Source organism: Mycolicibacterium parafortuitum, assembly GCF_010725485.1.
Taxonomy (GTDB): Bacteria; Actinomycetota; Actinomycetes; order Mycobacteriales; family Mycobacteriaceae; genus Mycobacterium.
On sequence record NZ_AP022598.1, the window covers coordinates 3626622 to 3646476 of the forward strand.

20 protein-coding genes, 1 tRNA gene and 3 pseudogenes are annotated in these 19855 nt (G+C 67.3%); 11 read left to right on the plus strand and 13 right to left on the minus strand.

Annotated features, from left to right (window positions below; translation table 11 throughout):
- The first annotated feature begins 28 nt into the window (after positions 1–28).
- The 4 genes from NTM_RS17385 to NTM_RS17400 all read left to right on the plus strand — a co-directional run bounded on the left by NTM_RS17385 (position 29) and on the right by NTM_RS17400 (position 1808).
- Positions 29–499: a peroxiredoxin gene (locus NTM_RS17385; RefSeq protein WP_163766970.1), complete on the plus strand. Its 471-nt coding sequence runs from the start codon at positions 29–31 to the stop codon at positions 497–499.
- 46 nt (positions 500–545) lie between these two features.
- Positions 546–617, plus strand: a tRNA-Val gene (locus NTM_RS17390).
- 199 nt (positions 618–816) lie between these two features.
- Positions 817–1551 (plus strand): RelA/SpoT domain-containing protein, encoded by a 735-nt coding sequence (locus NTM_RS17395; protein WP_163766971.1) that lies wholly within the window; start codon positions 817–819, stop codon positions 1549–1551.
- The gene (locus NTM_RS17400; RefSeq protein WP_163766972.1) at positions 1548–1808 is read left to right on the plus strand and encodes a hypothetical protein; all 261 of its coding nucleotides are present in this window, start codon (positions 1548–1550) and stop codon (positions 1806–1808) included. Before NTM_RS17395 ends, NTM_RS17400 begins: the two co-directional genes overlap by 4 nt.
- A 16-nt stretch (positions 1809–1824) precedes the next feature.
- Here the strand turns inward: NTM_RS17400 and NTM_RS17405 are convergent, their stop codons facing one another.
- Positions 1825–3156, minus strand: a complete 1332-nt coding sequence (locus NTM_RS17405) for a site-specific integrase (RefSeq protein WP_232079743.1) — start codon at positions 3154–3156, stop codon at positions 1825–1827.
- Between the two features lie 221 nt (positions 3157–3377).
- Here NTM_RS17405 and NTM_RS17410 point away from each other — a divergent pair, with 221 nt between their 5' ends.
- Complete coding sequence (locus NTM_RS17410) at positions 3378–3683, plus strand: hypothetical protein (protein ID WP_163766974.1); 306 nt, start codon at positions 3378–3380, stop codon at positions 3681–3683.
- Between the two features lie 8 nt (positions 3684–3691).
- On the opposite strand, the gene NTM_RS17415 is transcribed toward NTM_RS17410, so the two are convergent.
- The 3 genes and pseudogenes from NTM_RS17415 to NTM_RS17420 all read right to left on the minus strand — a co-directional run bounded on the left by NTM_RS17415 (position 3692) and on the right by NTM_RS17420 (position 5709).
- Positions 3692–4735, minus strand: coding sequence for a hypothetical protein (locus tag NTM_RS17415; RefSeq protein ID WP_232079744.1), 1044 nt, complete (start codon positions 4733–4735; stop codon positions 3692–3694).
- 178 nt (positions 4736–4913) lie between these two features.
- Positions 4914–5067, minus strand: a pseudogene (locus NTM_RS28845) (flavodoxin family protein); the annotation flags it as partial.
- Between the two features lie 279 nt (positions 5068–5346).
- A complete protein-coding gene (locus NTM_RS17420) occupies positions 5347–5709 on the minus strand; it encodes a tyrosine-type recombinase/integrase (protein ID WP_163766975.1) in 363 nt (120 codons plus the stop codon).
- A 137-nt stretch (positions 5710–5846) separates the two neighbouring features.
- Here NTM_RS17420 and NTM_RS17425 point away from each other — a divergent pair.
- Positions 5847–7165 (plus strand): annotated as a pseudogene (locus tag NTM_RS17425) (Mu transposase domain-containing protein).
- Positions 7162–8018: pseudogene (istB, locus tag NTM_RS17430) on the plus strand (IS21-like element helper ATPase IstB). Before NTM_RS17425 ends, istB begins: the two co-directional pseudogenes overlap by 4 nt.
- Here the strand turns inward: istB and NTM_RS17435 are convergent.
- Genes NTM_RS17435 through NTM_RS17445 form a run of 3 tightly spaced genes read right to left on the minus strand, consistent with a single transcriptional unit; the run spans position 8010 to position 9392 of the window.
- Positions 8010–8762, minus strand: a complete 753-nt coding sequence (locus NTM_RS17435; protein WP_163766976.1) for a tyrosine-type recombinase/integrase — start codon at positions 8760–8762, stop codon at positions 8010–8012. The pseudogene istB and the gene NTM_RS17435 sit on opposite strands and share 9 nt — an antisense overlap.
- Positions 8701–9120, minus strand: a complete 420-nt coding sequence (locus NTM_RS17440) for a hypothetical protein (protein ID WP_163766977.1) — start codon at positions 9118–9120, stop codon at positions 8701–8703. Before NTM_RS17440 ends, NTM_RS17435 begins: the two co-directional genes overlap by 62 nt.
- On the minus strand, positions 9117–9392 hold the full coding sequence (locus tag NTM_RS17445) for a hypothetical protein (protein ID WP_163766978.1): 276 nt from the start codon (positions 9390–9392) through the stop codon (positions 9117–9119). Before NTM_RS17445 ends, NTM_RS17440 begins: the two co-directional genes overlap by 4 nt.
- A 147-nt stretch (positions 9393–9539) precedes the next feature.
- Between NTM_RS17445 and NTM_RS17450 the strand changes: the two genes are divergently transcribed.
- The gene (locus NTM_RS17450) at positions 9540–9776 is read left to right on the plus strand and encodes a hypothetical protein (protein WP_163764964.1); all 237 of its coding nucleotides are present in this window, start codon (positions 9540–9542) and stop codon (positions 9774–9776) included.
- Between the two features lie 54 nt (positions 9777–9830).
- Here NTM_RS17450 and NTM_RS17455 read toward each other — a convergent pair whose 3' ends face one another.
- Positions 9831–11576 carry an AAA family ATPase gene (locus tag NTM_RS17455; RefSeq protein WP_163766979.1) on the minus strand — a complete coding sequence of 582 codons (1746 nt, stop codon included), beginning with the start codon at positions 11574–11576 and terminating at the stop codon, positions 9831–9833.
- Positions 11577–11999: 423 nt separating this feature from the next.
- Here NTM_RS17455 and NTM_RS17460 point away from each other — a divergent pair, with 423 nt between their 5' ends.
- Together NTM_RS17460 and putP are read left to right on the plus strand one after the other, a co-directional pair.
- Complete coding sequence (locus NTM_RS17460; protein WP_163766980.1) at positions 12000–12893, plus strand: DMT family transporter; 894 nt, start codon at positions 12000–12002, stop codon at positions 12891–12893.
- A gap of 54 nt (positions 12894–12947) precedes the next feature.
- Positions 12948–14471: a sodium/proline symporter PutP gene (gene putP / locus NTM_RS17465; RefSeq protein ID WP_163769530.1), complete on the plus strand. Its 1524-nt coding sequence runs from the start codon at positions 12948–12950 to the stop codon at positions 14469–14471.
- Here the strand turns inward: putP and NTM_RS17470 are convergent.
- Together NTM_RS17470 and NTM_RS17475 are read right to left on the minus strand one after the other, a co-directional pair.
- A complete protein-coding gene (locus NTM_RS17470) occupies positions 14468–15100 on the minus strand; it encodes an SOUL family heme-binding protein (protein WP_163766981.1) in 633 nt (210 codons plus the stop codon). The genes putP and NTM_RS17470 overlap by 4 nt on opposite strands.
- A 20-nt stretch (positions 15101–15120) precedes the next feature.
- Positions 15121–16761 (minus strand): amidohydrolase, encoded by a 1641-nt coding sequence (locus tag NTM_RS17475; RefSeq protein WP_232079745.1) that lies wholly within the window; start codon positions 16759–16761, stop codon positions 15121–15123.
- Positions 16762–16882: 121 nt separating this feature from the next.
- Between NTM_RS17475 and NTM_RS17480 the strand changes: the two genes are divergently transcribed.
- A complete protein-coding gene (locus NTM_RS17480) occupies positions 16883–17836 on the plus strand; it encodes a cobalamin biosynthesis protein (protein ID WP_163766982.1) in 954 nt (317 codons plus the stop codon).
- On the opposite strand, the gene NTM_RS17485 is transcribed toward NTM_RS17480, so the two are convergent.
- From NTM_RS17485 to NTM_RS17495, 3 genes are read right to left on the minus strand one after another with little or no spacing between them, the layout of a single operon-like run.
- Complete coding sequence (locus NTM_RS17485; protein ID WP_163766983.1) at positions 17790–18662, minus strand: SURF1 family cytochrome oxidase biogenesis protein; 873 nt, start codon at positions 18660–18662, stop codon at positions 17790–17792. The genes NTM_RS17480 and NTM_RS17485 overlap by 47 nt on opposite strands.
- Before the next feature lies 1 nt (position 18663).
- A complete protein-coding gene (locus NTM_RS17490) occupies positions 18664–19158 on the minus strand; it encodes a low molecular weight protein-tyrosine-phosphatase (RefSeq protein ID WP_104865325.1) in 495 nt (164 codons plus the stop codon).
- Positions 19151–19828, minus strand: a complete 678-nt coding sequence (locus NTM_RS17495) for an HAD-IA family hydrolase (protein ID WP_163769531.1) — start codon at positions 19826–19828, stop codon at positions 19151–19153. Before NTM_RS17495 ends, NTM_RS17490 begins: the two co-directional genes overlap by 8 nt.
- Between the last annotated feature and the right edge of the window lie 27 nt (positions 19829–19855).

Sequence of the window (19855 nt, forward strand, 5' to 3'; positions counted from 1 at the left end):
CTTGCGCGAAGAGCAGACAGTCGCGTTAGTGGTCTCCGTCGGTGACACCGCGCCGGACTTCACGCTGAAGGATCAGAACAACCAGCGGGTGACGCTCGGCGATTTCCGCGGCGCGAAGAACGTCGTGCTGGTGTTCTTCCCGCTCGCCTTCACCGGTATCTGTGAACGTGAACTCGACGAAATCCGGGACCACATCGACGATTTCGTCAACGACGAGACCGCGACGCTGACGGTCTCGGTGGGACCGTCGCCCACCCACAAGGTGTGGGCGCGCGATCGGGGGTATTCGTTCCCGGTGCTGTCGGACTTCTGGCCGCACGGCGCCGTCAGCCAGGCCTACGGGGTGTTCAACGAGCCCTCGGGGTTCCCCAACCGCGGCACGTTCGTCATCGACCGCGCCGGCGTCGTCCAGTTCGCCGAGTGCAAAGAGCCGGGCGAGGTCAGGGATCAGGCGGTGTGGACGGCGGCGCTGGCGGCGTTGGAGTCTCCGAAGGCCTGACCGGATTTCCAGTTGACCTGCGAATCCGTGTAACCTGCCCGGGATCGGGCGCGTAGCTCAGTGGTAGAGCTCTGGTTTTACACACCAGCGGTCGGCGGTTCGAAACCGTCCGCGCCCACCGTCGAAAGTACCTGCTAGACAGTGCTTTTAATCAGTAAACGCAGACCGCGTGGACTACGAGAACAGCGCCCAAGTTGCCATTAGGTTGCCAACGGGGTCCGTGTTGCCAGCGCCACCTACACAACTCCGCCGCGTTTCGAAGCGGATGTGTCTGAGCCGGTCGATATGCTCACCTCTTCACTGTCGTCGGGAGGGTCATGGCGATGCAGCCAGCCGATGTGCCGAGCGTCAGCGCGGTCAATAAGGCAGGTGACGCCCTGCGCGTACTCATCGGTAAGAGCGGTGCGCTGACATCCGAGGAAATGAACCGCGCAGTTCACGCCATCGACGTCCTCGTTGCATGGAGGGCTGCACACGCGCTGCCGCTGGCCACCGCCACCATGGGCCTGAAGTCCCGGGTGCAGACAGCGGGCTGTGCTGATGGCAGTCGGGTGTCGCAGCGTCTCAAACGCATTCCAACGATTCTCAGCAAGCTGCACCGCGAGCCCAAGATGGAGCTCGGGCGAATGCATGACATCGGGGGATGCCGAGTGGTGCTCGCCGACCTGGCGCAGGTTTACGAGGTGCTTGACCGATACCGGACTCGTCCTACCAGCGGCGGCATCAAGGTGCAGGACTACATAGAGAAGCCGAAACCCGACGGGTATCGCGGGGTGCACGTCATCGTGAAGTATCACGGCAGGCGGATCGAGGTGCAGCTCCGGACCCAGGTACAGCATGAATGGGCATTTACCGTGGAATCCGTCACTGCTCGATACGGGCTCGCCATCAAGACCGGCGGTGGTCCTCTACCAGTCAGGGAGTGGTTTCAAACGGTGTCTGAGGCGATGGCCGTGGAAGAGCACGGTGGGACCGTTGATGATGACCTCTTGCGCCGGGTATCTACAATGAGGGAAGCTGCCCAACCATATCTGCGAGGAGAACGCCGATGAGTGCCACGCTCAAGCACTTCTTGCTGGTGTTCGACCATGACCGGGCCGAACTCAAGGACATGCGGGAATTCGGCACAGATACTAAGGCCGCGATGGCCGAGTACGCCCGCCTTGAGCGCGAGCACCTGAGCGAAAAGGGTGCCGACTCCATCGAGATCGTCCTTATTGGCTCGGACTCGCTGGACACTGTGAAGGTCACTCACGCCAATTACTTCGACGGAACCGTGGCCGTTTCGAAGTACTTCGCGGGCATCTGACCCGTCTTTGCTGGGGTTACCCGAATAGAGACGCCCCCACAGTTCTCAGCTCGTCGGCCTTCACGTCGGCATAGATGCGCAGCGCCACCGCTGGGTCGTGGCCGTGCCAAGCCGCCACGATGTGCGGCGGGTGGCCCCGGTCGAGCATCAGGCTGACCCTGGTGTTGCGCAGGCCGTGCAGCCTGATCCGGCGCAGACCAGCCCGAGCACGCAACCGCTGGAACTCGTCGGTGTAGAACTCGGGACGCAGGGGCGTGCCATCCTCATGCACCGCTACCAGCCGGTCGTCGGACCACCCGACGCCGAGCGCCAGGGCCTCGGCGCGCTGGCGTGTCTTGAGGGCGCGCAGCGCGGTGACCACGTCGGCGGGTAATGGCAGATCGCGGCGGCTGCGCTTGGATTTCGGCGCGCCCTCTACCGCCTGGCCGCCAACGGTGACCCTGCCACGCCGCACCGACAGCGTGCCGGTGTCCAGATCGACCGCACTCCAACGCAACCCGAGCACCTCGCTGCGCCTCATGCCGTACATCGACAGCAGCCAGCACGCGAATAGCCGGTGTTCGGGCACCGCTGCGCGGAACCGCTCGGCCTCGGCCAGCGTCCACGACTTGGCGGCAGGCTCGGTAGCTGTGGCGTCCTCGGCGGTCGCCAGGACGGCGTCGTGGTCGGCATCCTTGGGCCGCTCGACAAGCGCGATCACGTTGCGCGGCAACACCCCCTGATCGACGTAGCTTTGCACCACCGCGCCGAAGGTCGTCAGGGTGGATCGGATGGTCTGCGGGCTCAGCCCGCGTTTCTCGGCGGTAGCGGCGGTCTCGGGCTGCGCGGGGGCGTAGATGCCCCGCCGGAGCCGGGTGACCCGCCCGGCGGCGAGCAGGGCGGCGAGCGCCGAGTGCACGTCACCGGGCAGCGCGGCGGCCAGTTCGGCGGCAGGGATGCCTTCGGGGTGCTCGGAGACCAGCGCGACCACGCGACCGGCGAGCGAGTCGGCCCGGTAGTGCCGGTGGTCGGTGCGTGCTTCGGTCAGCATCCACTTGACCAGGGCGTCACCATCGGCCTTGGTAATTTGTTGCAGCTTCCGGGTGCCGAGGTAGCGCCGAACGGGTTTCAGGTCCATCCCGTAGCCGTAGACGGTGATCTCCCGAATTCCGCGACGACCGCTCAACCACTCGTCACACGCCTGGTCCACGGTGATGGCGGTGGGCCGGTTGTAGGTGCCCGCCGCGACCTCGGAGCTGATGCGGCGCAACTCCCGCTGTGCCTCCTTCTTGGCGCGAAAGGTGAACTTGCGCCGGTCGCGTGACCCGTCCGGCTTGTTGCCGAGATCGAGCTGGAACCAGTAGGTCACGGCACCGTTCTTCGCCGTGTGCGTGTTGATCGGCTCGGCGCGCCGCGTGCGCCTAGCGGGGTTCGGGTCGGTCTCGGCTGGGAGCAGGCGCGCAAGCGGTGGCGCCCACCCCTGAGCGCCGATGTCATGGACGACCCGTACCCACCCGGTAACCCGTATGAGGGCATCGGGGTTCATGGCTGCGACGGCTGCTGCCGACCCCCGGACGGCGGGGGTGCGGGGTGACCGGCTGCACCGCCGCCCATACCGTCGGCGCACCGGGCGGCGGGGAGCTGGCCCGAGTAGGCCGGGCAAAGCTGCGCGCCGATCTCACCGCCCCCACCGTGCCCAGCGTGCAGGACGGGTGTGACTGTGACGGATGTTGCCCACCACCGCTGACCGACATCGAGGCGCAACATGCCCTGCGCCATGTGAGCAGCGCTGACGCCGTGGCCTACGCCCGGGGTGAGTTGTCGCTGTCCCGGTTGCGATGGTACGAGGGCTGCGAGGAGTGGGTTCCGACCTTCACCGAGGCGGCGGCACGGTGAGCGCGGGGTCAGCCCCGTTGAAACCCACGCGGCGTGATCGGCAGATAGGACCGCCGCCCAGTTGAAACAAGCTGACGGTCGCGCTCGCGAGCGGGCAGCGGCACCGGACGAATGACCATCGCGGGAGCGGCTGCCTGGGGCGACCACGGTCGAGGGATGCGGTAGCCGACGATGCGGTGGTCGGTGCCGTCAACGGTGCCGTCCGGCTTCACCTTGATCAGTTCGTGGGTTGCGCGTTTGAGCAGGTTCATCGCCTGCATGGTGGTGCCCCACACGGCAATCTCGACCGCCGCCTTGCTCACGTAGGTGATGGACCCGCTCTCGCCGAGGTAGCGACGGCGCGCTACGTCCCACAACGAGTCGAGCGCCTTAGTGATCAGCACCGACACAGCCAGTTCGCGGCCGGGGTTCGAGTCCTCCATCGTGAGCCACCAGTGCGCCTCGTTCTTCGCCGCGTCGGGGTGCCCCTTCCTGTGTAGGTAGACGTGGACCGGCCCCTCATGGATCGTGACCGGCTCGCCGTCCATCGGCTGCCACGACACCTTGGCCTCGTCGTCATCGACCGCGACAGCGCTCACCCCGTGCTTGACGGCGTTGTAGACGAACGCATCCCCAAGAGCCCGATTCGCGCAGTCGACCAGCAACATAGCGAGCGCGTCGATGGCGTCCTCGAATTCGTCGTCGGTGAGTTGGATCACCGCGTCGACGCGGCTTTTCCCACCCAGAAACACTTTGGCGATCTGCTCACGGTCGAACCCCGTGTCGAGCGCGGCATCGAGCTTCGCCTTGTACTCGCGGAAGTCGGTCGAGGCCGACATGCCGAGCCACGGGCACTCGGGGTGCTCGGTGTGCGCGAAGAACATCCGCAGCAGCGTCTCGGAGGCGTGATTGGCGATGGTCACCGCCTCCATGCGGATGTACCGCTGTCGAGCCTCCGAGGTCGGCGGCGACATCGCGCCGAGGAACGCGGCTCCGATGGTTCGGTCAGTTCCGTACAGCGGGGCGAGCTGGTCGTCGCTGCACGCCATCAGCGACAGCGACTCGATGCGCATCTTGATGAACTCAGCGGGATCAGCGGTGTAGAAGACGGCGTTCAGCTCAGGGTATTGGCCTGGATCGAGTCGCCGCCCCTTCGGATCGTCCTGCTCCCACGGCTTCTGCCCACCTCGGTACCTGCCCATGAGCCGGAGTCTAGGAATATCCTCCGACAAGTCGCCGTGCCCCCGTGGCTCACTCCGTTAGCGAAGCGGCGACCGTTGCGCCGAGATTCCAGCACGCCTCGGTGTTGGCCTTGTTTGGCTTGCCCGCCACCACGACGGTGTCGACGGTGCGGACCCCTCCCGAGCCCGGCGGGGATGCCGTTGATAGCGCGCTGAGCGCCCTCGCGGCAACCAATGTTTTGAGCGCGGACGACGCTCCCGTGTTGCCACCAAGTTGCCAAGACACGCCAAAACGGGGTGGACGCAGTAGACGCGGCGAACACCGTGACCGCCATTGACCTGCACATATCCGACAGCAACGGACGCGGTTCCACACGTTCCGATCCCTTTACACACCAGCGGTCGGCGGTTCGATACCGTCCGCGCCCACCGAAGATGATGCAGGTCAGAGGCATTGAGGTGCGCAAGTGCCGTCGTTGGTGAAACCGCCGACGTGCCAAGAACTAGCCAAGCGATTTCGGCGCATCGGCAAAGAGAACCGATCCGGCAGAAGCCAGCGAACTATGGTGCGGATGCGCGTAGACCCGCAGCGTCATCGCCGGATCGTGGCCGAGCCACTTAGCCGCAGTGGCGACGTCGGTCCCGCTGCCGAGCATGACGGTCGCGACGGTGTGCCGAACGTCGTGTAGTCGGATCACTGGCACGCCAGCGGCTTTCGCTAGCCGGGAGAACTCTCCCGAGTATGTCTCGGGCCGGATCGGTGAACCATCGGCGTTGACGGCGACCAGGCCGCTATCGGGCCACCCGCTGCCGAGGGCGAGGCGGTCAGCGGCCTGTGTGGCCTTGAGCGCGCGGAGCGCCGTCACTGACCGCGCTCACTGAATTTCCCCACTTACGCTCATCGAAATTCCCCACCCGTGTGGCTCCGCCGAGAAGGGCGGGCCTCCCTCGAAGCTGCTGGTGTCTGACGCCAGTTGCTCCATCGAAGGAGGCCCGCTTTCTCATGCTCACATGGGAGGACGACTTGGAAGTACATGCCCTACGCAAACGTGGTTGGTCGATCTCGGCGATCGCCCGCCACACCGGCTTCGATCGCAAAACGGTCCGCAAGTACCTCGACGGTGACGGGAGCCGGGGTCCGGCTCGCCGCGGCCGGACCCGTTCGAGCCGTTCGTCGACTACGTCACCGCCCGCCTGGTCGAGGACCCGCATCTATGGGCCCGCACCCTCTACGACGAGCTCGAGGATCTCGGGTTCGCGCTGTCGTATCAAAGCCTGACCCGCAACATCCGAGCCCGCAATCTGCGCCCGGTGTGTGAGGCGTGCCGCTCGGTCACCCAGCGTCCGAACGCGGTGATCCCGCACGAGCCCGGTGATGAAACCCAATGGGATTGGCTGGATTTGCCCGATCCGCCCGAGTTCTGGGGGTGGGGCAAGACCGCGCACCTGCTGGTGGGCTCGCTGGCTCATTCGGCCAAATGGCGAGGGTCGTTGTCGCCCTCGCAGGACCAACCGCATCTGGTCTCCGGCCTTGACCGCGTGACCCGCGGCTGGCACAAGGACCGACCCCGGCAGCGGCCGGGTGACCGCCTCGTTCGCCGGGGTGGCCAAGCACTACGGGTTTCGGTGGCGATCTGCCCGCCGCGGCGCGGCAACCGCAAAGGTGTGGTGGAAAAGGCCAACCACACTGCCGCGCAACGCTGGTGGCGCACTCTGGCCGACGACATGACCGTCGAGGCGGCCCAAGCCAGCCTGGACCGCTTCGCCCAAGTGCGTGGCGATACCCGGCTACGGGCCACCGCCGACGGCCGGTCCTCGGTCGCCGCGGTGGCCAAGACCGAACCGCTGGCTCCGGTGCCGGCGGTGCCGTATCCGATGATCGTTTCCGAGACCCGCACCGCGTCGCGCCAAGCGTTGGTGTCCTACCGCGGCAACCGCTACTCGGTGCCCCCGGAACTGGCCGCCGCCCAGGTGGTGGTGTCACATCCAGTCGGCGGCGAGTTCTGCGATATCGCCACCGCCAGCGGGATCGTGATCGCCCGGCATCGGATGGCCGCTGACGGGCTCGGAGTGATGGTGCGTGACAGCGGCCATGTCATCGCGTTGGACAGCGCCGCGATGGCCACCTCCATGACCGGGCGCCCGCACCGCCGCAAGGAACGCATCCCACCCGGGCCGGCAGCTAAAGCCGCTGCCGCGCAACTGCTTCAGCAGCACGACACCGCTAAAGGTATTGACCAATCCCGCACTCCGTCCACCGATTCCACCGTGATCGATCTGTCCGCCTACGAGCGGGCCGCCCAGAAAAGGACCATTCAGTGACCCCTACCGGCCGCACCCCGAAGACCACCACCACGACCATCGCCGAGGAATCGCCCTCAGCAGCGGCGAGCCGCTACCAGCAGCTGCGCTCGCACCTGGCCGAACTCAAACTGGCTGCCGCCGCCGAAGCCCTCCCCGCGGTCTTGGACCAGGCCAGCGCCGAAGGGCTCTCGCTCACCGCCGCCCTGGAAGGCTGCTGGCCGTCGAAGTGGAAGCCTCCACCGCCCGCCGGCTCGCCGGGAGACTGCGGTTCGCCTGCCTGCCCACCCCGGCCACCCTCGACGACTTCAACGTCGATGCCGCCGCCGGGATCGACCGCAACCTCATCGACGAGCTGGGCACCTGCCGCTACCTCGAATCGGCGACCAACATCCTGCTCATCGGCCCACCAGGCACCGGCAAAACCCACTTATCCGTGGGATTGGCCAGGGCCGCCGCCTATGCCGGCTACCGCACCTACTTCACCACCGCCGCGGATCTCGCGGCCCGCTGCCATCGCGCCGCGATCGAAGGCCGCTGGGCTACCACTATGCGTTTCTACGCCGGGCCGACGCTGCTCGTAATCGACGAACTCGGCTATCTACCATTACCGGCAGAGGCGGCCTCGGCACTGTTTCAGGTTGTCTCCCAACGCTATCTGAAAACCAGCATCGTCATCACCACCAACCGTGGAGTGGGCGCCTGGGGCGAAATCCTCGGAGACACCACCGTCGCAGCCGCCATGCTCGACCGCTTACTGCACCGCTCGATAGTCATCAACCTCGACGGCGAGTCCTACCGCCTGCGTGACCACCAAGCCGCCGCCGAAACCCTGCGCCGAACCACCACCGGCAACCGCCAACAACTACACTGATCGCTGCTCACAGGTGAGGAATTTCGGCGAGCACACCTGAGGACTTCCGATGAGCGCGATCATCACGACGTCGGCCGGCATCGATAAGACGCGCCGGGAGCGGTGTGACTTCGGATCGCCGGTCATCGTGCCTTCGCCCTGGACGACGACGCGGCCCTGAGCGATGGCCACGGTGCCGGCGTCGAGGTCGACGTCGGTCCACCGCAACCCAAGCACCTCAGAACGGCGCAGCCCGGCCAAGGTGAGCAGCCAGCAGGCGTGCAGCCGGTCGGCTCGGGAATGCTCGCGGAACGTGGCTGCCTCCGCGGGTGTCCAGGTCGACATCTCGCGGTGCTCGATCTTCGGCCGGTCGACCAGACGGGCGACGTTGCGCACGACCAAGCCGCGCTTGGCGGCGTCGTCGAGTGCCGACGACAGAACGACCAGCATCGTGACGACGGTTCGCGCGCTGACGCCGCCGGCCACCTTAGGTCGTGGCGGGTCGGCAGGCTGCGCGGCCACATAGAGTCCGCGCCGAGGGCGCCGGACCTCGCCGGAGGCCACCAGTCGCGCCACTGCTTTCTCTCCAGCGTTGCCGAACTCCGCGTACATCTCGCTGTAGCTGGCACCTCCAGGACTCGCCCGCAGCCAGGTCAACACCTCGGCCGAGCGCTTACCCCGCTTGTCGCGCTGGGCGACGGGCTCACCTCTCAGGCGCAGCGTTACCAGATCGTGCAGCAGACCCGTCGACGTGGCGCGTTTCAAGGTGCTGCAGTGCAACGCCGCCTAGATGTTCGATCACCGGCTTGAGTGCGTGGCGGTACCCGGTCAGCGTCACAGGCCGGATCTTGCGGCGGCTGTCGAGCCAGTCAGTCAGGAACTCGGCCACCGTGACCTTGTGCCGACGTACGTATGTCCCCGAGGCGACCTCGGTGGTGATGCGCCGGTACTCGCGTTGCGCCTCGGCTTTGGTGCGGTAGGTGAAACGCTGCCGATCTCGGCTGCCATCGGGACGGGTGCCGGTGTCGACCACAAACCCGTAGCTGGCTGTCCCGTTCTTGGCGGTGTGCTTGGTGATCGGCTCAGCCCGTCGTGTGCGCTTCGCTTGCAGATCGGCGGTCATCGGTCGTTCTCCTGGTGGCGGCGGGCGGTGAGTTCGTCTCGTTGCTTGGGCGACGGTCGCCGAGGGATCTCGATCCCGTCGAGCAGGCCCTCGTCACGGGCCTTGCAGATCATGCGGTCAAGCGTGGCTGTTGACACGCGAAGCTGTGCGGCGACGGTAGGCCGCACCGGCAAGCCGTCCATGATCGCGTTCTCGATCAGGTCGGGCAGCCTGACCAGTCGATCATCCGCGTTCTCAGGCTGTGCGAGCGTGTCGCGTTGATCGTCGGGCATCGCGAAGGCTCCACCGCCGCGCGGACAGCTTCGCCCACGATGACACTCGCTATCGCCGCGCAATGGTGGCCGCTGCAGGACCTGCCGCCGCGGCCATCTTCCACCACAGCGATCGAGTAACGCTGCGCCAGTGCAAGCGACCGCGAGGTGCTGCGCCTGGCGTCACTGCACAGCTACTCGACGTCAGACGAACAGCTCTCGTCGGCGCTGCCCGTCGTGCGACGTTGTTGGGGCAGCATCGGCACGCTGGCCGCGAAGATGATGCGCGGCCAGGAGATCGGCCACGACGATGTCCTCGCGGCCCTCGGCGTCACCGATGGCGGTGGTCCGGGCAGCTTCCAGCTCTCGCTGATCGCCAGCGGCGCCGTATCACCCCACCCCTGACCCGCGGCGCGGCAGGGAAGGTCAAACGGTCACAGCGACAGGACTTTTCGCGGACTACGTCGGAGCATCGGACTCCGTGCGGATTCCAGTGGCGGCAATCAACCGCTTTGCCTGTTCTACTGCTTCCGCTGACTTGTGGGCGTTGTGCTCAAACGCGACTGGTAGGAATCCCGACCCCTTCGACACACTAACGGTCGTGAGAAAGTTCTCGAGCACGCCGACGCGCACTGTAACTATCCCGAGCGCGTCGAGCTTTGCGAGCAGGCTTGTCGCCGAATCCTTCGCGTCCTTAAACGCCCGATCGCCTGACTCTTTCAGCCGTGCCCACGTTGAGTCTGGCAATTTTGCTGCCGCTTTGATCCTTTTCGCCAGTTCTTCTGAAAGATCGCCCGCCGCAGACTCGCTGAATATCTCGTCGATTGACTGCTTAACTTCGGCCACAGTCGGCGGCTTCGGAGCTGCACGAAACTGGTTCGTCGCCTTCTTGTAGAGCTCCTCAAAATCATCCCAGTTGCCGCCGTGCGCCTCTACCACCCTTTTCAGGACCTTGTTGCTGTCGAGAATGTCGAGATCGGGGCATGTCACAACCCGTATGCCGAGTTTGCGTAACCGGTCCACGATGCCGGCCATGTTCGTCTTCCCGTTGCTACCGAGGAACATCACATTGTGGGCAGGAGGTTGGGGCGTTAGGGCCTCGAGGTAAGCGTCGATCGCGGCGGCGTAGAAGTGAGAATCGCGGTCATTCTCGGTAACAATTACAGCAGAATGGAACAGGCCATCTAGAGCGTTGCCATATCTCAAAGTGACGTCGTTCCAGAGCGATTCGATGTCTTCCTCGCTCAACAACGTCGCGGCAGCTGAATCTCCGGTCCGCGTGAGATGAACTATCGTCACGCGGGCTTTGCTCTCCACCAGACCCTGCAATAGGTTTTTGTCGTGCGTCGCAAGGATGGTCTGTGATCGGTTCTCGGCTGCAATCCTGCCGATCTCTCTACCCATGACTCGCGCCTGCGGCGGATGCAAGAACGCCTCCGGCTCGTCCACGAGTGCGACAGGGTGTGTGTTGATTTCCAACGGAATCAAAAGTCCAAGCGCCGACTTCATGCCGTCGCCCTGGCTGTCGAGGGTCGGCAGACCACTCACTGCTATTGCATACTCCCGAGTAATTTCGTCGACTTTCGGGGCCTCTAATCCCGGATCGCCAAGGCGATAGCCGACATTAGCGCTTATGGAGTCAAAGTGAAGGCTGACTCCGAACAACCTGCGTGCGAGCTCGGTGATCCTGTCGCGCTTGGAATGATCAGTAAACAAAATCTGATTCGGGTGTGTCGGCTCGTCATCGAGCGAACCGAGGCGGCCGGCGTGGTGTACCGCGTTCATTCGCTGGTCGAGGTTCAGCTGATTGACGAACCAGCCGGTCAGGTTGCCCGCGCCGGGCCCCTGCGTCGGCATGTTCCGCGCTGTCGTGATGCGCTCAGCGAGCCCATTCTTGACGACATTCTCGAAAGTCGGGAACTCCCTAATTCTCGCATTCTCGCGAAGCCACGCTTCCAGATCCTCCGGGCTTCCACTCCATGGAGACTTAATTTCGGTGAGGATTCGCGGTGATCCCGCCTGTTGTGTTGCGCCGGAGATGAACGCTTGCCAAAGCTGCGACAGGAGAGTCGACTTGCCAGCGTTGTTCGCCCCGACGATCGCGATCACGCCGCCCGCGCCAGGAGTGGGCAGCATTTCTCCGTCACCGATGCGGAGACCTCGCAGCGAGAACTCAAACCCCGTTGAAGTGACCTCCGCCGTCACCGCGCAGCTCCTCGCAGGCAGAATGTCGGATTGGGCACGCGAACGATTGAGAGCGTGCTCGCGGTGCCTGACTGGTCGTCGTCCCGGTGCATCTTCGCAAAGTACCTTGAGCGGCGGTTTCCGTCTCACGCCGAGCTGCCGCGCAATCAACACACGCCACCTGCCCATGGCAAACACGTTCGACAAAACCCCCGGCTTGCCGGGAACTTGCCAAGACGCGCGTCAACAACCGGTCACGCAAATGTGCAGGTTGGACATTCTGCATCGTCTGAACTGCACGGATCTGCACAGTGGTGCACAGCCCGATACGCACAGAACACGTGTTCGGGCATTTACACACCAGCGGTCGGCGGTTCGATACCGTCCGCGCCCACCATCGAAAATCAGTTGCCGCAGCGGAATCCGCGCGGCAAGGTGACCGCCATGCAGGTGGCGCCCAACCGCTCGGAGACCCTGCTGGTGTCGGCCGCTGCCGGGGTGACGGTGCTGCTGTGGTCCTCGTCGTTCGTGGTGATCCGCGCCGTCGGCGAGGTGCTGTCCCCGGGGCCGCTGGCGTTCCTCCGGATGCTGGTGGGTGCGACGGTGCTGGTCGCCGTCGCGGCGTGGTACCGCAGACCGGTGCCGCGCGGGCGCACCCTGGGCCTGGTGGTCGGCTACGGGGTGCTGTGGTTCGCCCTGTACACGGTGCTGCTGAACTGGGCCGAACAGCACCTCGATGCCGGAACCGCGGCGCTGCTGGTGAATTTCGCGCCGATCATCGTCGCGGTGTTCGCCGGCCTGTTCCTCGGGGAGGGTTTTCCCCGCACCCGTGTCGTCGGCATCGTCATCGCGTTCACCGGGGTGGTGCTGATCGCCGTCGGCGGGTCCGGCGGACCGGGCAACGACCGGTTGGGCGTGGCCCTCGGCCTGGTCACGGCGGTGCTGTACGCGGCGAGCGTGCTGATGCAGAAGGTCGCGCTGCGCTCGGTGGACGCGGTGACGGCCACCTGGGTGGGCTGTGTGGCGGGCCTGGTCGCGACCACCCCGTTCGCACCGGCAGCGTTCGGCGAGCTTGCCACCGCGCCCGCGGGCGCGGTGGCCGGGGTGGTGTTCCTCGGCGTCGGGCCGACCGCCATAGCGTTCCTCACGTGGGCGTACGCGCTGTCGCGCACCGATGCCGGGGCCATGGCCGCGACCACGCTCGCGGTGCCCGCCGTGGCCATCGGCATGTCCTGGCTCGCTCTGGGCGAACTGCCGACGGTGCTGGGCTTCGTCGGTGGTGGGCTGGCGCTTCTCGGGGTGACCATCACCCGGCGCCGAACCGGACGACGGGCCTGACCGTTTCTCCTAGGATCGATGAAGCCAGGCACCGTCGACGGAAGCGAGAGCATGATGTCCGACAGCGCGTTTCAGATGGCAGCGATCGGCCTGTACTTCGCCGCGATGATCGCCATCGGCTTCTACGCCTTCCGCCGGACCAGTGACCTCGACGATTACATGCTCGGCGGCCGCAGGCTGTCCCCGGGCGTCGCCGCGTTGTCGGCCGGGGCGTCGGACATGTCCGGCTGGCTGCTCCTCGGGGTCCCCGGCGCCATCTACGCATCCGGGCTCATCGAGTCGTGGATCGTGATCGGCCTGGTCGTCGGCGCGTGGCTGAACTGGAAGTTCGTCGCGCCCCGGCTGCGGGCCTACACCGAGATCGCCAACAACTCGATCACCGTACCGAGCTTCTTCGAGAACCGGTTACGCGACAAGTCGCACGTTCTGCGCATCGCGGCCGGCGCCATCATCCTGGTCTTCTTCACGTTCTACGTGTCGTCCGGCATGGTGGCAGGCGGGGTGTTCTTCGAGTCGTCGTTCGGCTCGTCGTATCTGGTCGGCATGCTGCTGGTCGCCGGGGTGACGCTGTGCTACACGCTGTTCGGCGGTTTCCTCGGGGCGTCGCTGACCGACGTCGCACAGGGGCTGCTGATGCTCGCGGCCCTCATCGTCATCCCCGTCGCCGCGATCATCGCGACCGGCGGGCCGGGTGAGGTGGTCAACCTGGTGCAGGCCGCCGACGCCGCGCACAACGCGGCCGACCCCGGTGACGAAATCCACCGCACCTCACTGTTCTTCGGCGGTAGCTTCCTCGCCATCGTGTCCGCGGCCGCGTGGGGGCTCGGCTACTTCGGCCAGCCGCACATCATCGTCCGGTTCATGGCCATGCGTTCGTCGGCCGACGCCAAGGCCGGTCGCCGCATCGGTATCAGCTGGATGATCCTCACGTCCCTCGGCGCGATCATCACCGGTTTCGCCGGCCTGGCGTACTTCTTCCGCGAAGGCGTCACCCTCGACAACCCCGAGACGGTGTTCCTGCAGTTGGCGCAGGTGATGTTCCATCCCTTCGTCGCCGGCGTGGTGCTCGCCGCCGTGTTGGCGGCGATCATGTCCACGATCTCGTCTCAGCTCATCGTGTGTTCCTCGGCGCTGGTCGAAGACATCTACCGGGCCTTCGGCAAGGAGGCGAGCTCGGCGAGACTGGTGCTGTTCGGCCGCCTCGGCGTGTTGACGGTCGCGGTGGTCGCGGTCCTGTTGGCGCTCAACCCCGATGGGACGATCCTCGACCTCGTCGGCTTCGCCTGGGCGGGGTTCGGTGCCGCGTTCGGGCCGCTGATCCTGCTGTCGCTGTTCTGGCGCAAGCTGACCTCGGCGGGCGCCATCGCCGGGATGATCGCCGGCGCCGTGGTGGTCGGAATCTGGGGTCAGACCGACGCATTGTCGAGTGCGATGTACGAGATCGTCCCCGGCTTCCTCGCGTGCCTGGTGGTCGCGGTGGTCGTCTCGCTGGTGACGGCCCGCGAGGACGACGACATCCAGACCGAGTTCACCGAGATGGCCGAGGCCTCATCCAGGACGGCGGCCGAAACGGCCTAACCGGACGTCTCCACCAGGACGGCCACCTCGTTGCGCCGCCGGAACGGCAGCGTCCACGGCGGGTCGTAGAACCACGCCACCGGATCGCCCTGCGGCTGGAAAGCGCTGTCGCCCAGTGCGTCGAGGAGATCCCGGCTCTTCTGTGCGACGGCCTGCGGGCTGCGGTCCCCGGTGAAGCGCAGCACCGCGTACGTCTCACCCGGCACCTCGACCAGCTCCACGCGCTCGTCGTCGGGTTCGGGAAGCAGGTCCATCGACCACTTCGACGGCATGAAGAACCGGATGACGGACTCGCCGCCCGCCCCGCGCGACTGCGCCACCGGTGCGGTCATCGCGATCTTCTCGTTCTGCTGGGCGACCGGAGCGGTCATCGCGAGCTTGGTCTGGCGGTGGTTGCCGCCGAAGATGTAGTTCGCCAGCCGGCGGAAACCGTCGTTGCGTGCCGACTCCTCGGACCCGGTCACCGTGGTCTGCGCGGCGATCCGCGGTCCGTAGCGCCGGATCTCGACGGCGGACCCGAGGGTGCCCTCGTGCACGTACATCGGTTCCTCGGTGCCTGCACGGATGCCCACGAGCGCGCCGACGCCCTCGGCGACCTGTTTTGCGGTGTCGATGATCTTGGCCAACATGGCGACGGGGTACCCAGTTTTCAGCAGCAGCCCTTGGCTGCGCCCTGTCCCAGGTGGGCGTGCTCGGCCACATCGGCACCGCCGGCGGCCGTGAGGAACTCGTCGAGGTCGATCCGCCGTCCGCCCAGCCAGGTGCCCTCGACGCGGACCCGATCGATCAACTCCGAGGGGTCGACGGTCCACGGGTCGGCGGACAGCTCCACGAAGTCGGCCAGCTTGCCCACCTCGATCGAGCCGACCAGGTGCTCGCGGCGCAGCGTGCGGGCCGCGTCGATGGTCTGCGCCCGCCACGCCTGATCGAGCGTGATGGCCTGGTCCGGCCGGTGCACCCCACCGGAGCGGGTGCGCCGGGTGACCGTGGTCGCGATGTTGACCACCGGCGTCGGCGGCGACACCGACCCGTCGTTGTGCAGCGATACGCATGCCCCGGACGCGACCGCGTCGCCGAACGCGGCCCACCGCGCTCCGTGCTCATGGTCGAACATCGCGCCGTCGAGCAGATCGCCCCAGTAGTAGTACTGGAACGGCGACAGCGACACGTGCACACCCAGGCGGGCGGCCCGGTCGAAATGGTCCCGGGTGCCCGCCCCGCAGTGCTCCAGGCGCCACCTGTGGTCGGTGCCGAGCAGGTGGTGTCGGGTCAGCGCGGCCTCGTACGCGTCGAGCGCGAGATCCAGCGCCAGATCGCCGTTGGCGTGGAACGCCATCTGCCAGCCGGCCGGTGCGGCCCGGTCCAGGATCGCGTCCAGTTGCTCGCGGCTGTAGTTCATCGAGTCGACGCCGCCGGCGGTCGCCGGGTCGATCCCTGCGGTCCTGGTGGCCTCGGTGTCCAGATACGGGAACGAGATCGCGATGTTGCCGACCCACGGCGAACCGTCGGTCCACAACTTCACCCCGGCCTTCGTCAGCCACTCCTCGCCTGCCGCGAAAGTCGTGGGCTCGGAATAGGTGTCGCTGGTCGACACCTCCCACATGCTGATCCGCAGCGGACACGACGGGGCCGCCGCGAGCGCCTCATAGCCTGCCGCGAACTTCGGGTCGAAGGTCATGTCCGACGTCGAGGTGTAGCCGCCGCGCGCCATCAGCGCGAAGTACAGCGCCCCGGCCACCAACGGGTTGCCGAGCTCGGCCATGATCGGGCCCGTCACCTCGGTGAGCACCGGTAGTTCGAAACCCTGCCCGTTGAGCGTGTTGTCGGGGTTGCGGCCGAAATGCGATGCGACGGGGTCGGCCGGCGGGTTGGTGTCCCAGCCGTAGCGGCGGATCAGCGCCGAGTTGAAGTACACCCCGTGGCCGGAGTTGTCGGTGACCAGCGCGACCCGATCACCGAAGATCGCGTCGAGTTCGGCGGCGTCGGGTTTCGGGTGACCGTGCAGGAGCGCGTCGAACCCGGCGAACAGCAACGGCGTGTCCGGGTCACTGGTCGCCAGTGTCTCGGCGAACACGGCGAGCACATCGGCCCACGTCGGGCAGTCCCACGGCGCGATCGAGCGCGCCGGTGCCTGCGTGGCGACGCCGCTGATCAGTGGATGGCTGTGTGGTTCAACGAAACCCGGGGCCAGCGCGGCGGCCCCGGTGTCGACGATCTCGGCATCCGGAAGTGCCGCCCGGCATTCGTCGACACTGCCGACCGCGACGATCCTGCCGCCCGAGACCGCCACCGCGCCGGCCCGCGTCCATGGTGACGACCGTCTTTGCTGTCAGGATCACGTCTGCCATCCGCACAGTGTGTCACCCGCACCTCGTCGTATCCGGCCGAACGTGCTGTGAGACGCTGCCGGCATGTTCGCTCGCGGATTGGGCATCGCCGCCGGTATCGCCGCCGACACCGTGTTCGGGGATCCGCGCCGCGGTCATCCGGTGGCGCTGTTCGGTAGTGCGGCAGCGGCTTTGGAGCGCCGCGACTACGCCGACACGCGGGGCGCGGGTCTGCGCCACACCGCCGCACTGCTGGTTGCGGTCGGCGCGGCGGGCGCCGTCGCGCAGCGGGCGGGTCGGCGCGGCGGCGCGGTGGGTGAGGCCGCGGTGGTCGCGGCGGCGACGTTCGTCGCGGCCGGCGGGACCACGCTGTGCCGCACCGGGGAGCAGATGGCCGCGTTGCTGCGGGCCGGCGACGTCGACGGCGCGCGCCGGTTGTTGCCGTCGTTGTGCGGGCGGGATCCGTCGGTGCTCGACGCATCCGGTCTGACGCGCGCGGCGCTGGAGTCGATCGCCGAGAACACCTCTGATGCGCAGGTCGGGCCGCTGGTGTGGGCCGCGGTCGGCGGGACGCCGGGAGTGCTGGTGTACCGCGGCGCCAACACGCTCGATGCGATGATCGGCAGCAAGTCTGCCCGCTACGCCCGGTTCGGTTGGGCCGCAGCCCGCTTCGACGATCTGCTGAACCTGGTCCCGGCCCGGCTGACCGGGCTGCTGGTGGTCGCCTGCGCGCCGATCGTCGGCGGGTCGCCCGCCGGGGCGTGGCGGGCGTGGCGACGGGACGCGGCCGCCCATCCCAGCCCGAACGCGGGGGTCGCGGAGGCCTCGTTCGCCGGGGCGCTCGGAGTGCGCCTGGGTGGACCCACCCGGTACGCCCACGAGCTGGAGATCCGGCCCACCCTGGGCGACGGGCGGGTGCCCGACGTCGACGACCTCGCCCGCGCGGTCCGGTTGTCGCGGGCGGTGCAGCTCGCCGCGGCCGCGCTCGCGGTCAGCTGCGCTTGCCGTACCGGTCGGCGAGTTTCTGCTCGGTGGTGAGCGGCGCCGGTGCGTCGCCGGCGTTCTCGCCGGATTCCGTGGCGGCGTTCTCGCCGGAGTTCTTGGAGGAGGCCTCGGCCAGCGCCTTCTCGCGTCGGCGCACCTTGATCTCGGACCACACGAAGTAGCCGACCCCGATCGGAGCGATGATCCCGAACGCGATCCACTGGATTCCGTAGGACAGGAACGGCCCGGGGTCGAGGTGCGGCAGCGGGATCGTGCCCAACCCACCGGGCTGGCCGTCGACCAGTTGCAGGTAGGAACCGGCCAGCGGGACGCCGGTCAGCGCCGAGATCTGCTCGATGTTGATGGAGTAGACCTGCCGGATGCCGTCGGCCTCGAAGGGCTCCTTGCCGCGCGCCAGCCCCTCGGAGTCGCGCAGCCGCGCGGTGATCGTCACCGTCCCGCTCGGCGGCGCGTCGATCGGCGGTACCCCGGAGCCCTCGACGGGGCGCACGTAGCCGCGGTCCACCAGCACCGTCGGGCCGCCGTCGACGGCGAACGGCACCAGCACCTCGAAGGCGGGATCGCCCTCGACCGAGCGCAGCCGGGCCAGCACCTGCGCCTCGGGCAGGTAGCGGCCGGTCGCCGTCACCCGCTGCCACTGCTCGTCCGGTGCGGCCGAATCCTGGTGCGGCAGCACCGACGTGACCGGCATCGGATCGGCGTCCAGCGAGCGGGAGATCTGGGCGTTCTCCCGGCTGGTCTTGGTGTTCTTGCCGAGCTGCCACGGCGCGAGCACCGTGAAACACAGGTAGGCGAACGCCAGCACCACGACGAACAGTGCGAGCCACTGCGGCCGCAACAGGAACGCCCACCGACGCATGTCAGCCGGCCTGTTCCCGGCCGGCCAGCTGCTCGTCGACCCAGCGGTGCAGGCCGGGCAACGCGGCGTCGATGACCGTGTAGGTGGTCTCGAAGTCGTCCTGGGTCCCGTAGTAGGGATCCTCCACGTCCTGGACGTGGGCGCCGGAGCGCGGGTCGAAGGCGCGCAGCATCCGCAGCCGGTCGGCGGGCACGCCCAGGTGCTGGAGCATGCGCAGGTGGTTGCGGCCCAGCGCGACCAGCAGGTCGGCGGCGAGGTGATCGTCGGTCAGCTGTGCGGCGCGGTGTGCGGTCGGGTAGCCGTGGGCCCGCAGGGTGTGCGTCGCGCGGCGGTCGGCGGGTTCGCCCTCGTGCCAGTGTCCGGTGCCGGCGCTGGTGACCCGCACGATGCCGGCCAGGCCGCGCTCGTCGATCTGGTGGGCGAACATCTTCTCCGCCATCGGGCTGCGGCAGATGTTGCCGGAACAGACGAAGCTGACGTGCAGCAGGTCAGACACCGAGCACCTCGCGCAGTTCGGCGACCGCGGCGACGTGGGCGATTGCGCCGCCGTCCCCGTCGGCGAAGTCGTGCCGTCCGTATCCCCAGCCCACCACGATGGTGCCGATACCGTGCACCGCGGCGCCCTCGACGTCGTGCGAGCGGTCACCGATCATCACCACGTTGTCCGGGACCGGAGCCAACTGGCCGAGCGCGTGGGCGACCACGTCGGACTTCGCCGACCGGGTGCCGTCGGTGCTGGCCCCGGAGATGACCTCGAAGAAACCGTCCAGGCCGAAATGCGCCAGGATCCGCCGTGCGGTCGGCTCGGCCTTCGACGTCGCCACCGCGAGCCGCACGCCCGCGTCCCGCAGATCGGCCAGCAACTCGGGGATGCCGTCGAACGGCCGGTTCATCGACCAGCCGCGGGTGGTGTAGTCGGCGCGGTAGGCCGCCATCGCATCGGCGGCGACGTCGCCCAGACCCATCCGCTGGAACGTCACGTGCATCGGCGGACCGACGATCCGGCCTGCCAGGTCACCGTCGGGAACGGGTGCGCCGACGGTCTGCAGTGCGTGCCGGAAGCTGGTCACGATGCCCTCGGCGGAGTCGGTCAGGGTGCCGTCGAGATCGAAGAGGACCAGATCGCCGCGTCCGACGGGGGCGACGCGGCGAGTGCCGTCCAGCATGTCTGTCACCCGACCATTGTCCCGCAG